This is a genomic window from Devosia neptuniae (assembly GCF_025452235.1).
Classification (GTDB): domain Bacteria; phylum Pseudomonadota; class Alphaproteobacteria; order Rhizobiales; family Devosiaceae; genus Devosia.
Genome location: NZ_CP104965.1, coordinates 3579347 through 3592524 on the forward strand (window position 1 = coordinate 3579347; position 13178 = coordinate 3592524).

The following is a 13178-nucleotide window of genomic DNA, read 5'->3' on the forward strand; positions in this document are numbered from 1 at the left end:
TGCCGCGGCCTTTAGTTAGCGGCCATACTTGCCGTTTTACCGGAACTGGATTCGGCCGGAGGCGCGCCCGCTCCGGCGCGGTTCTCGGCTCAAGTGTTTCTGCCCCCAGCACCCGCCTAGCCCCCGCCCTTGCGCTCGTGCCCCTCTATGGTACACACGGCTCGCAAATTCGTCCAAACTTTCCGGTCGCCATGTCTCAGGTTGTCACCCGCTTCGCTCCTTCGCCCACCGGCTATCTACACATTGGCGGTGCCCGTACGGCGCTGTTCAATTGGGCCTATGCCCGCAAGACCGGCGGCAAGATGCTCCTGCGCATCGAAGACACCGATCGGGAACGCTCCACCGAAGCCGCCGTCGTGGCGCTGATCGACGGCCTGACCTGGCTCGGCCTCACCTGGGAAGGCGAGCCGATCAGCCAGTTCGGCCGGGCCGCGCGCCACGCCGAAGTGGCGCATGAGCTGGTGAAAATGGGCCATGCCTATTATTGCTATTGCTCGCCCGCCGAACTCGACCAGATGCGCGAGGAAGCCCGCTCTGCCGGCAAGCCGCCGCGCTACAATGGCTATTGGCGTGATCGCGATCCCAAGGAGGCCCCGGCCGGCGTCGAGCCCGTCATCCGCATCAAGGCCCCGCTCACCGGCGAGATCGTCGTCGATGATCACGTGCAGGGCAAGGTCGTGTTCAAGACCGAGAACCTGGATGATTTCATCATCCTGCGTTCCGATGGCACGCCCACCTATATGCATGCCGTAGTGGTGGACGATCACGATATGGGCGTCACCCATATTATCCGTGGCGACGACCACCTGACCAATGCCGCCCGCCAGATCGTCATCTACAACGCCATGGGCTGGTCCATTCCGGAGATGTCCCACATCCCCCTGATCCATGGCCCTGATGGTGCCAAGCTCTCCAAGCGCCACGGCGCGCTGGGTGTCGAGGCCTATCGTCAAATGGGTTATCTGCCCGAGGCCTTGCGCAATTATCTCGCTCGCCTGGGCTGGAGCCATGACGACGACGAGATTTTCTCCACCGAGCAGATGGTGGAATGGTTCAGCCTCGAAGGCCTCAACAAGGGCGCCGCGCGCTTTGACTTCGTCAAGCTCGAGAGCATTAACGGCCATTATATCCGCGAGGCCAAGCCGGAATACCTCTACGACATCATGATCGCGACGGCCGAGGAAGTCGGTCGCCTGACGGATCTCGAAGGCCTGGTCGCCAATAAGGCCACGGCCCTCGCCGCCCTGCCCGAGCTGCAGCCGCGCGCCAAGACCATTCTTGAGCTGATCGATCTGGCGCAGTTCATCTATGCGTCACGTCCGCTTGCTATCGACACAGCGGCATCGGCTCTGTTGACCCCCGATGCCCGCGGCGTTCTGGCCGATATGGAAGAAACCCTGCGCGGCCTCAACGAGTGGAGCGTGCCAGCCATCGACGCCGCCATGCGGGCGCTCGCCGAAGCCAAGGGCCTCAAGCTGGGCAAACTCGCCCAGCCCCTGCGCGCCGCCCTCACCGGCCGCACCGTTTCGCCGGGCATTTTCGAGGTCATGGTATTGATCGGGCGCGATGAAAGCATGGCCCGCCTGACCGACCAGACCGCTGCTCACTAGAGCGCGAGGAGGGTAAGCGCTGCTTACCTATCGATTGCATCGCGGGGGCGAAAACTGATACCTCTCCCGCATGCTGCTACGCAGATTTGCCGGCCCAGCCCAACCGAAATTCCTTCCCTTCGGGCGCGCGGCCAACGAGGAGAGCTGAATGACCGATAAAGTCGCCAAACTCGTCATCGGGGACCAGACTTACGAATTTCCGGTACTGGCCGGATCCGTTGGGCCTGAAGTAATCGACATCCGATCTTTGTACGCCAAAACCGGGCTGTTCACCTACGATCCCGGCTTCACCTCGACCGCAGCCTGTGACAGCGCGATTACCTATATCGACGGCGACAAGGGTGAATTGCTCTATCGCGGCTACCCAATCGACCAGCTCGCCGCCAAGAGCAACTACCTCGAAGTCTGCTATCTGCTGCTCTATGGCGAGCTGCCCAGCAAGGCTCAGATGGCCGAATTTGAAGAGCTGGTAACCCGCCACACCATGGTGCATGAACAGATGCACTATTTCTACCGTGGCTTCCGTCGCGACGCTCACCCAATGGCTGTCATGACCGGCGTGGTCGGCGCCATGGCTGCGTTCTATCACGACTCCACCGACATCAATGATCCGCAGCAGCGCGAGATCGCCTCGATCCGCATGATCGCCAAGATGCCGACGATCGCTGCCATGGCCTACAAATATTCGATCGGCCAACCCTTCGTCTATCCGCGCAACGATCTCGATTACGCGGCCAATTTCCTGCATATGTGCTTTGCCGTGCCGGCCGAGGAATACAAGGTCGATCCCCGCATCGCCCGCGCCATGGACCTGATTTTCACGCTCCATGCCGACCACGAGCAGAATGCCTCGACCTCGACCGTGCGCCTCTCCGGCTCGTCCGATGCCAATCCCTTTGCCTGTATCGCCGCCGGCGTTGCCTGCCTGTGGGGCCCGGCGCATGGCGGTGCCAATGAAGCCGCGCTCAACATGCTCAAGGAAATCGGCACCGTCGACCGCATCCCCGAATTCATCGCTCGGGCCAAGGACAAGAACGATCCGTTCCGCCTGATGGGTTTTGGTCACCGCGTCTACAAAAACTTCGATCCGCGTGCCACGGTGATGCAGGCAACAGCCAAGGAAGTGCTCGACATTCTGGGCGTGCACAATAACCCAACGCTGCAGGTCGCCCAGGAGCTCGAAAAGATCGCGCTCGAGGATCCCTATTTCATCGATCGCAAGCTCTATCCGAACGTCGATTTCTATTCCGGCGTCATCCTGGAGGCCATCGGCTTCCCCACCTCGATGTTCACCGTGCTGTTCGCCGTCGCGCGCACCGTCGGCTGGATTTCGCAGTGGAAGGAAATGATCGCCGACCCGCAGAAGAAAATCGGCCGCCCGCGCCAGCTCTACAATGGCTCGCCAGCTCGCGACTTCACGCCCGTCGCATCGCGCTAGGCGTCTGCCTCTACAAGTCTGCGGCCCCATCCTTGTTCGAGGATGGGGCCGTTTTCATGAGCACTATTCGGAGTTGAGCGCTTAGCCTCGCCACCAGGCAAGGACCCGATCGGCAGGGTCCTGGCGCGGGGATTCAGGTTCGCCATGTTCCATCAGGTCTGACAACTCGCCAAAAGCGGCAATCTGTGCCTGGCGGGCTGCCTTGTCGTCGAGCAGGTTGCGCACCGCTCCGGTCAGCTCCGTGGCGTCCGGTTGCGACAGGACCAGTTCTGGCGCCGCCGCTCGCTTGAGCACGATATTGGGCAGGCCGACCATGGGCCTATTGATCTTCTCGTAGACCCGAGCCTGATGTCCGTCCATGACATAGCTGATGACCATCGGCACACCCGCCAAGGCCAGTTCCAGCGTCGCCGTGCCGGAAACGGCTAGCGCCAGCACCGCCCGCTGATACAGCGCGGCTCGCTCCGAGCGCTCGGCAATCACCGTGACCGGCACGGGCCAATCCGCCACTTCGCGGCGCAGCCGCTCGGCCAGGATCGGCAGGGTTGGGATAACAAAGCCGGTCACCGCGGGGTGATTTGCCACTTCTGCGGCGACCTGCCGGAATAGCGGCAAATGTCGCCGCAACTCGCCATCCCGGCTGCCCGGCAGCAAGACCAATGGTCCTGCTTCCACCGCGTCCCGCTGCTGCAAGCGCTCGCGCAAAGCCGGATGGCCGACATAGGCCGTTGGCGGCCCGCCCAGCTGGGCCATCACTTCGGGCTCGAAGGGCAAGACAGCCAGCACCTCATTGAACAGCGGCGTGAGCTTGGCCGCGCGCCCGGGCGAACGCGCCCAGACCGAGGGCGCTACATAGAGCAGGATCGGCTCAGCATATTTCATAGCGCGCAGCCGCCGCGCCAGCAGCGCGGAAAAATCCTGGGCGTCGAACAGCACCACAATATCGGGCTGGCTCGAGCGGATCACCCGCGCCGTCTGCTCGATCCGCCACAACAACAACGGCAGGCGCAATAATACATCGGTAACGCCCATGACGGATAGATTGCTCATCGGAAACAGCGAGCGCAGCCCCTGCCCGATCAGCTCATCGCCGCCGACCCCGCTCAGGTCCAGTGCCACCCGCTCGCACAGGCGGCGGACCAGGTCGGCGGCAATCCTGTCGCCGGAGGGTTCGCCGGCCAGCACGAACAGCTTGAGCGGCCTGGCCATGGGCAATGTCATGCGGCGCTCCGCTGCTGGCGCCTAATCGAGCGTGGGACCGTTGCGCGGCAACAGGATCGGGCGATCCGACGCAGCGGCGATGAAGGCCACGACGTCCTGCACCAGGGCATTGCCCTTGAACAATTCGGCCGCATCCTCGACGCGCTCGCGCAACGTGCCTTCGCTGGCAAAGATCATGCGATAAGCCGCACGCAGCTTGTGGATTTCTTCGCGATCGAACTTACGGCGCTTGAGGCCAACGAGATTGAGCCCCGTCAGCACCGCACGGTTGCCAACCGCCATGCCGTAGGGGATCACATCGCCATCCACCATGGAATGGGCGCCGATAAAGGCGTGCGCGCCAACGCGGGTGAATTGATGCACCACGCAATTGCCGCCGAAGATGACATTGTCACCAACCTGGCAGTGCCCGGCAATGCCCACATAATTGGCCATAATGACATTGTTGCCGATGATGGCGTCGTGCGCGACATGGGCGCTGGCCATGATCAGGCAGTCATTGCCGATCTTGGTCAGCATGCCGCCGCCTTCGGTGCCCGGATTGAGGGTCGCACCCTCGCGGATCGTGCAGCGCTCGCCGATCACCAGGCGCGAATTCTCGCCGTGATATTTGAGATCCTGCGGCTGCAGGCCGACCGAGGCAAACGGAAATATGCGCGAGCCCGCGCCGACCTCGGTATTGCCATCGATGACGACGTGGGACACCAGTTCCACATTGTCGTGCAGGATGACCTTGTCCCCCACGATGCAATAAGGGCCGATTTTGACGCCTTTGCCGATGCGCGCGTGCTGCCCGACAATTGCCGTCGGGTGAATTGCGGCATCGCTCACGGTGTTGCCTCGATGATCATGGCAGTGATCTCCGCCTCCGCGATAACGGTGCCTTCGACGATGGCCTTGGCTTGGTAGCGCCCGACATTACGTCGGCGCTGGATCTTGGCGATATGGAATTCGATGACGTCGCCGGGGCCTGCCGGTTTACGGAACTTGGCCTTGTCGACGCCCAGCATCAAGACGATGTTCTTCTTGCCGCCGCCAGCATCGTGCTTGATCACGATCGCGCCCGCAGTCTGCGCCATGCCCTCGATGATCAGCACACCGGGGAAAATCGGATTTTCGGGAAAATGGCCTTGGAAGATGGGTTCGTTGAACGTGACGTTCTTGATGCCCACGGCCGTCTCATCGCCGTCGATCTTGATAATCTTGTCGATCATCAGGAACGGATAGCGGTGAGGCAGGCTCCTGAGGATTTCGGCAATGTCCATCGCCGCCAGCTCAGTACCCTCTATCGCGCTGTCGGTCATCCCCGCTTGTCCCCTTTTGTCAGTTTGCGCATTGTGGCGATCTCGCGCCAGAAATCTCTTATATCCTGCGCCGGAGCTCCGGCAAGTTTGGATCCGGCAGGCCAGTCCTTGGTGACGGCTGCCCGGCCGTGGATCACCGAGCCCGACCCGATCGTCAGATGGCCGGAGGTGCCGGCGCCGCCGCCCATCAGGACGCTGTCGCCAATCACGGTCGAACCCGCCAGCCCGCTCATCGCCGCGATGATGCAATTGCGGCCAATCCGACAGTTATGACCGATCTGGACCAGATTATCGATCTTGGTGCCTTCACCGACCATGGTGTCGCCCAGCGCCCCCCGATCGATGGTAGAATTAGCGCCCACTTCAACGCGGTCCTGAAGCAGGACCCGGCCCAATTGCGGCAGCTTGCGGTTGCTGATGCCGAAATCCAGCCAGCCGAACCCTTCGGTACCGATGCGCACGCCGGACTGGATGACGACATCATTGCCGATATGGGCACAATCGATGGTGCAATTGGCCGCGATAATGCAATTGCGGCCGATGGTGACGCCGGCACCGATGACCGTATTAGCGCCGATGATCGTGCCGCGACCGATTTCGACCCCGGCGCCAATCACCACATTGGAGCCCAGCGTCACATCGCGCTCAAAGATCGGTGCGCCAAGATCGTCCCGGCCGGCCGAAATGATGGAGCGCGTGTTGGACGGATAGAGCTGATCGAGAATATCGGCAAACAGGTGATGGGGCTTGTCGGTGACAATCGCCACGCTGCCGGCCGGAACGGCATCGCGCAATGCCGGCAAGACGATGACGGCGCCTGCCGAGGTCTTGCGGAGAGCCTCGGTGTAACTGGCGTGGGCAGCTAGGGCGAGATCGCCCGGAGCGGCAAGATCCAGCTCGGCGACACCCGATATTGCCGGGTTGGCCTGCTGGGAGGGCAGCAATTCACTGCGGCCCACCGCAGTCAGGATCGCGCCAAGCGTGGCCGTTCCGGCAAAACGATGAAATCGGGTATCGACCATGATGTCACTTAAAAAGATTGAGCCGCGGCGCTACCGCCCCGCGGCTCAATAACTGAGTCACTGCACTTTAGCCTACAGCAGAGTCTGCAGGGTCAGCTGGAACAGCTGGGTGCGGTCGTCGGTCGACTTGTTCAGCACGTGGGCGAAGTCGCCACGCAGCGGGCCGAACGGCGAGTCCCAGATCAGCGAGGCGCCGATCGAAGTCCGCCACGGCGAGTCAATGCTCTCCGGATCAACCGCATTGCCATTCGTATTCGGCAGGCTGCCATCATCGATCCAGGCAGCATCAGCCCAGATTGCACCCGACAGACCATAGGTCTCCGGCAGAACCGGGATCGGGAACTGGATTTCAGCAGACAGGCCAGCATACATGGTGGCGCCCAGATACTGGTCACCCACAATACGCGGACCCAGGCCACGGCTTTCAAAGCCACGGATCAGTTGCGAACCAGGCAGGAAAGCTTCGACGACATTGACGCCATTGTCGCTGAAGTCGTTGATCACGCCAGCCTGGCCCCTGACGCTGGCAACGATGCCGCTGTCGTCAAGCAGAGGCACGAAGTAGCGGGCACGAGCTTCGCTCTTCAGCAGGTTGTGATCCCAGCCGATATATTGCTGAGTAAAGGTCGCATAGAGACCGCTCGTCGGCTTCTTGGTGTCGTCCAGGCCATTCCAGGTCAGCGTGTAGCCAACGAATGCCTTGTAGAACTCATCGCCATCATTGAGCAGCAGCGACTTATAGGTACCGTCCGTATCGGAGATCAGCTTGCGCTCGGCACCAGCGAACACCGTCGCCGACAGGTCGCCCATGATCGGCATGCTGGCACGCAGCTGGCCGCCGGTCGCCTGGACGCCATAATAGTTCCGCGAGGATTCGTCGGTGATGCGGTGATACGCATCCACGCCGGCAGCAACCTTGAGGCCCATGAAGCGAGGTTCGGTGAACGAGAAGTCGAAGGTACGACCCGATTCCGACGCGCCGATTGCAGCGCGCAGATACTGGCCACGACCCAGGAAGTTGCGTTCTGTCAGCGAGATTTCGCCCAGAATGCCTTCCGAAGTCGAGTAACCGGCCGTCGCGCCATACTCACCCGTCGACTGTTCGGTCACGGCAATGTTCAGCACGACCTTGTCGGCGGCAGAGCCAGGAGCGGTCGAGAGCTGCACGGCGGAGAAGAAGCCGAGCGCTTCGATATTCTTGCGGCCACGGATCACCATGGAACGGTTGAAGGGGTCGCCTTCACCGAATTCCAGTTCGCGACGGATCACGAAGTCGCGGGTCTTGGTGTTGCCGGTGATGTTGATGCGCTCGACATAGATGCGAGCACCCTCATCCACCAGATAGGTGACATTGAAGCGGCCATTAGTGACATCACGATCGAGACGAGCACGGACGTCGGCAAAGGCATAGCCCTGCGAGGTGGCCTCGTAGGACATGTCCTCGATGGTCTTCTGCAGATCGGTAACCGAGTAGCCGCCACCCTCACGGGTATCGACCGAACCGGTCAGCGCATTGGTGTTGAGGCCATCGATGCTGGTCTCGATGCCGACATTGCCGAAGGTGTACTTCTGGCCTTCATTGATGGTGAAGTTGATGAAGTAGGCATTGCGCGAGGCATCGAACTCACCGACCGAAGTCACCTGCGTGTCGGGATAGCCGCGATTAGCGTAATAGAGGCGGATGCGCTCACGGTCGACGGCGAGCTTCTGCTCGTCATAGCTGTCATCCTTGAAAAGCCAGCTCAGGAAGCCGGTTTCCTTGGTGAGCATCGCGCCCTTGAGATTGCCGGAATTGAACGCATTGTTCCCGGTGAAATTGATTGCAGCGATGCCGGCGCGATCGCCCTCATTGACCACGAAGGTCACGCGGACGCGGCCATCCGGAATAACTTCGGTGCGCGCCGTAACCGACACGCCGCGGAAGCCATCGCGATCATAGGCCTGACGGATGCTTTCAGTATCGGCTGCGAGGCGCTGCTGGGAGAAGATGCCCGAAGTGGACATGTCCACCATGGTGAGCAGCTGCTTGTCGGAGAAACGACGGTTTCCCTCGAACAATACCGAGCCAACAAGCTGTTGTTGCTGGGCGTGAGCAGAGACAACGCCAAGAAGCGGAACACCAGAACCTGCCAGCGGGGCAGCGCCCAGGATTGCCAGCGCCAAGAAAGCGCCGCGCATCAGCTTGGTGGGGTGGATCATATTTTTATTGCCTTCTGCGACCAGGCCCAAGGGCTCGCCATGCACAGCGCTCCCCCAAGCAAACTCCATTACACCGTTTTACCGTCTTTTTAACCAACGGCAAGGCGGAAGCCTCGACGCGGTTAGCAAATGATTGGTGCACTTGTATTCCTGCAACACCTTGCGAACCAAGGTTAACCAAAGGCTAACCCAGAGTTCTCAGATAGGCAAACAGGGTGTCGTTAAAGAGCGTGAACACCATGAGAGCCAGGACCAGGGCAAACCCGAAACGGAACCCTATTTCCTGAACTTTCATGCTGAGCGGACGCCCTCGCACGGCTTCGACGAGATAGTACAATAAGTGCCCGCCGTCGAGCATAGGTACGGGTAAAAGGTTGAAGATTCCGATATTAAGCGACAACAAGGCTGTCAGATTGATCAGCGCGATGATGCCGAGCGTCGCCACTTCCCCGGAAACCTTGGCGACTTTGACCGGGCCACCCAATTGTTCGACATCGCCGCGGCCGACGAAAAAATCGCCTAGGAAGGCGCCGGTGCGCTGCACGATGAAGCGAATTTCTTCCACCGTCATGCCAATCGCCTCGATTGGACCGGGCCGATAGAGGCTCACATCGGCCTGATCGACATTCCGACTCACCCCGATGCGGCCGATCCGCTGGTTGTTCCCGAAGCGATCCTGCACCTCGACGGCTTCGGGCGTCAGCTCAATGGTCTGGTCCGCACCACCACGCTCGACGACGATGCTGACTGGCCGCTGCGGTGCGGTGGCGATAAAGCGCTGGAAATCATCGAAGCCATGCACGGCATAGCCGTCGACCGACACGACAGTGTCACCCGCTTCCAGCCCCGCCGCCTCGGCAACCGAGGCCGCCACTACTTCCCCGATCACCGGGGGAATGGTGTAGCGGCCATAGCCGAGCAGCAGGACGTAGAGAATGACAAAGGTGAGGATGACGTTGGCGATGGGGCCGGCAGCCACTACGGCGATGCGCTGCCACACATTCTTGTTGGCGAACAGCCGCGGCGCGAGTTCGGGATCAACGTTGGCCAGCGCCTCATTGTCCGGCACGCTGGCAGCATTCATATCCCCGACGAACCGCACGTAACCGCCGAGCGGAATTGCGGAAATCCGCCAGCGCGTGCCGTGCTTGTCGTCCCAGCCGATCAGTTCCGGGCCGAAGCCGACGGAAAAGGTCTGGATCGCCACCCCATTCCAGCGCGCCACCAGGTAATGCCCCATCTCGTGCACGAACACGATGACGGTGAGCACCGCCAGGAACGGAATGACGTAGGAAAGCAACCAGAAGGCGAAGTCGAACATGTCGTTCCTTATCGATCCGGCCACCTTGGCGGCCGGGTCATCACCAGTAGAGCAGGCCCTGGGCCACGGCGTCAAAGCCGCCATGCAGGCCGCCCACGATCAAAACCAGCAAGACGCCAAATGTGAGGCTATCGAGCCGGTCCATCAGGCCGCCATGACCCGGAATAATATCGCCGCTGTCCTTGATGCGGAAATGACGTTTGATTGCGCTTTCGCCCAGATCGCCCAACTGCCCAAGAACGCTGATCGAGGCCGACAGCACGAGGCCGATCCACCATGGGGAATCCGTGATGATAATCCATAGCAACAGCCCTGCCCCGGTTCCGAGCGCTAATCCACCGAGTGCGCCCGACCAGGTCTTGGACGGCGAGATATCGGGCGCGAGCTTTTCCCCACCGATCTGCCGGCCAGTAAAAAAGGCTGCAGAATCAGTCATCCACACCACCGTGCCGAGGTAAAGCCCGGCCCAGACGCCGTGGATCGTGGTGCCCCGCATCATCAGGGCGGCAATGATGATGGCGCCGAAAATCACCAGCCCAAGTACACGCCACCAGATCCCTTCGCCGCGCATTGCCAACGCGACGACACAGGCCACGGCGATGACGGACATGCTGCCCAGCGGCCCGAATAGCGGGAAAACCACCCCGGACAGCGCCACCAGCCCGATCAGCGCCATGCCGCCGGGCGTCAGTGGCGCCCGCGACACCATGGTTTCCCATTCGCGATAGACGCCGCCAAATACCCCGCCGACCACGGCCGAAAACACATAGCCGCCCAGATAAAGCGCGGTGGCGGTCAAGGCAATCAGAACGGCAGCGGAGGCGAGACGCGGCCCGAGATCGGACCACAAGCGGCGGCGATTGGCAGAAGGTTCTGACGAGGAATCGCCTGGATTGGTCAAGGTGATGCCGCCTCGATACCGCCGAACCGCCTGACGCGCTGGGAGAAAATCTCCAGCACACGAAGGAATGTGGCCTCGTCGAAATCGGGCCAATACTCATCCACGAAGACGAATTCCGAATAGGCTGCCTGCCAGAGCAGGAAATTGGAAATGCGCTGCTCGCCGCTGGTGCGGACGATCACGTCGGGATGCGGAATGCCGGTTGTATAGAGCGCCGCTTCGATTGTGGCCTCGGTAATGTCCGATGGCGCCAGCCGGCCGGCTGCGACTTCGGCAGCAATCCGCCGTGTCGCGTCGACGATTTCGGCCTTGCCGCCATAGTTGAAGGCGACGATCAACACGAGGCCGGTATTGGCCGCCGTCTTGGCCTCGACATCGTCGATCAGCCGGATCAGGGAGGGCTCGAGCCCGTCGCGCGAGCCGATGATGCGTACCTGCACATTGTTGCGGATCAGCCGCTGCAAATCCGATGCAACAAAGCGGCGCAACAGATTGAAGATGAAAACAATCTCATCCTTGGGTCGCGTCCAGTTTTCCGACGAGAAACTGAACACGGTGAGGTTTGCCACGCCGTAATTGATGCACAGCTCGACGAGATTGCGCAGCGCCTTGACGCCCTCGATATGCCCCTCGGTGCGGCGCTTGCCGCGCGCTTTCGCCCAGCGGCCATTGCCGTCCATGATCACGCCGATATGCGCCGGAATGCGCAGCGACGCAGGCGGAGCGAGTTCGGCAATGCTGGCGGGGTCGATGGACATCCACGCTCTCCTGGCGCAGTGGGCGCAAGCTTAGACCTGCATGATTTCCTGTTCCTTGGCAGCGACGACACTATCGATTTCGGCCACGGCCGCATCGGTCGCCTTCTGCACCAGGTCGGACTGCACACGGGCATCGTCCTGGCTCATATCGCCGTCTTTTTCGGCCTTTTTGAGAATGTCCATGCCATCGCGGCGGATATGGCGCACTGCAACGCGGGCCTGTTCGGCATAATTGTGGGCAACCTTGGTCAGGTCGCGCCGGCGCTCTTCATTGAGTTCGGGCAGCGGCACGCGGATAATCTGCCCCTCCCCCATCGGGTTGAGCCCCAGGCCGCTATCGCGGATCGCTTTTTCGACGGCGTTGGCCATGGAGCGATCCCACACCTGCACGCTGAGCATGCGCGGCTCCGGCACCGTCACGGTAGCCACCTGGTTGAGCGGCATGCGCGAACCATAGGCTTCCACCGTTACCGGCTCCAGCAGGCCTCGCGCTGGCGCGGCCCGTGCGCAGTCCGGCCAATTCCTCGCGCAGCGAGGTAATGGATTTCTGCATGCGATTTTTGAGTTCGCTCAGGTCGTAGCTGACGGCCATGGCTAAAGTCCTTCTCGTCTAGTTCGATGCGCTGACCAGGGTGCTGCGGGTCTTGCCGGCAAGCACACCGGTCAGCCCGCCCGGATCGTCGAGCGCATATACGATTATCGGCATGGAATTGTCGCGGGCAAGCGCGAAAGCCGCCGTATCCATAACCTTGAGGTTTTTCCCGATGACTTCGTCATAGCTGACGGTGTCATAGCGGCGCGCGTCGGGGTTCTTCATCGGGTCTTCGGTATAGACCCCGTCGACCTTGGTGCCCTTGAGCACGACATCGCATTCGAGTTCGATGGCGCGCAACGTCGACGCGGTGTCAGTCGTAAAGAATGGGTTGCCGATACCGCCACCCAGCACCACCACAAAACCATCTTCGAGCGCCGATTTGGCGGCGCGAGCGGTAAAGGTGTCGGCCACATTGGGCATCGTCACGGCGCTGAACGCCTTGGATTTAATGCCCTGGCGGGAAATCGCATTGGACAGCGCCAGCGCGTTGATCATGGTGCCGAGCATACCCATAAGGTCGGCGGTAACGCGATCGGTGCCATCAGCAGCGCCCGCCATGCCGCGGAAGATATTGCCGCCGCCCACCACGACACCGATCTGCACGCCTGTATTGGCGACATCGGCGATCTGCTTGGCGATGGCCTGCAAAAAGGGTGGTTCGATACCGAAGGAATTATCCCCCGCCAGCGCTTCGCCCGAGACCTTGAGCAGAATGCGTTTGTAGGCAGGCGCCATCGGCGAACCCCTTCAAGAAAAATTGTTTTGGGGCACCGAATCCGGCGGCACCCGCGCGACACTAGGCAATCGTG

General features: G+C 61.2%; 11 protein-coding genes and 1 pseudogene. 2 read left to right on the forward strand and 10 right to left on the reverse strand.

The annotated features are described in order from the left end of the window. Positions 1–191 precede the first annotated feature (191 nt). Positions 192–1610 (forward strand): glutamate--tRNA ligase, encoded by a 1419-nt coding sequence (gene gltX, locus N8A98_RS20320; protein ID WP_262168063.1) that lies wholly within the window; start codon positions 192–194, stop codon positions 1608–1610. A gap of 148 nt (positions 1611–1758) precedes the next feature. After that, a complete protein-coding gene (gltA, locus tag N8A98_RS20325; protein WP_113120670.1) occupies positions 1759–3048 on the forward strand; it encodes a citrate synthase in 1290 nt (429 codons plus the stop codon). Positions 3049–3129: 81 nt separating this feature from the next. Here gltA and N8A98_RS20330 read toward each other — a convergent pair whose 3' ends face one another. The 10 genes and pseudogenes from N8A98_RS20330 to pyrH all read right to left on the reverse strand — a co-directional run bounded on the left by N8A98_RS20330 (position 3130) and on the right by pyrH (position 13104). Further along, on the reverse strand, positions 3130–4269 hold the full coding sequence (locus N8A98_RS20330) for a lipid-A-disaccharide synthase (RefSeq protein ID WP_262168066.1): 1140 nt from the start codon (positions 4267–4269) through the stop codon (positions 3130–3132). 21 nt (positions 4270–4290) lie between these two features. After that, positions 4291–5100 carry an acyl-ACP--UDP-N-acetylglucosamine O-acyltransferase gene (gene lpxA / locus N8A98_RS20335; RefSeq protein WP_113120672.1) on the reverse strand — a complete coding sequence of 270 codons (810 nt, stop codon included), beginning with the start codon at positions 5098–5100 and terminating at the stop codon, positions 4291–4293. After that, a complete protein-coding gene (fabZ, locus tag N8A98_RS20340; RefSeq protein ID WP_262168069.1) occupies positions 5097–5573 on the reverse strand; it encodes a 3-hydroxyacyl-ACP dehydratase FabZ in 477 nt (158 codons plus the stop codon). The genes lpxA and fabZ overlap by 4 nt, the downstream gene beginning before the upstream one ends. Next, positions 5570–6595, reverse strand: a complete 1026-nt coding sequence (gene lpxD / locus N8A98_RS20345; RefSeq protein WP_262168071.1) for a UDP-3-O-(3-hydroxymyristoyl)glucosamine N-acyltransferase — start codon at positions 6593–6595, stop codon at positions 5570–5572. Before lpxD ends, fabZ begins: the two co-directional genes overlap by 4 nt. Positions 6596–6667: 72 nt before the next feature. Further along, positions 6668–8794, reverse strand: a complete 2127-nt coding sequence (gene bamA / locus N8A98_RS20350) for an outer membrane protein assembly factor BamA (RefSeq protein WP_162740106.1) — start codon at positions 8792–8794, stop codon at positions 6668–6670. 184 nt (positions 8795–8978) lie between these two features. Then, positions 8979–10115 carry an RIP metalloprotease RseP gene (gene rseP, locus N8A98_RS20355; RefSeq protein WP_262168074.1) on the reverse strand — a complete coding sequence of 379 codons (1137 nt, stop codon included), beginning with the start codon at positions 10113–10115 and terminating at the stop codon, positions 8979–8981. 40 nt (positions 10116–10155) lie between these two features. Continuing rightward, a complete protein-coding gene (locus N8A98_RS20360) occupies positions 10156–11016 on the reverse strand; it encodes a phosphatidate cytidylyltransferase (RefSeq protein WP_262168076.1) in 861 nt (286 codons plus the stop codon). Then, positions 11013–11774, reverse strand: coding sequence for an undecaprenyl pyrophosphate synthase (locus N8A98_RS20365; protein WP_035096695.1), 762 nt, complete (start codon positions 11772–11774; stop codon positions 11013–11015). The genes N8A98_RS20360 and N8A98_RS20365 overlap by 4 nt, the downstream gene beginning before the upstream one ends. A 30-nt stretch (positions 11775–11804) precedes the next feature. Then, positions 11805–12366, reverse strand: a pseudogene (gene frr, locus N8A98_RS20370) (ribosome recycling factor). 18 nt (positions 12367–12384) lie between these two features. Next, the gene (gene pyrH / locus N8A98_RS20375) at positions 12385–13104 is read right to left on the reverse strand and encodes a UMP kinase (RefSeq protein WP_262168080.1); all 720 of its coding nucleotides are present in this window, start codon (positions 13102–13104) and stop codon (positions 12385–12387) included. Positions 13105–13178 lie beyond the last annotated feature (74 nt).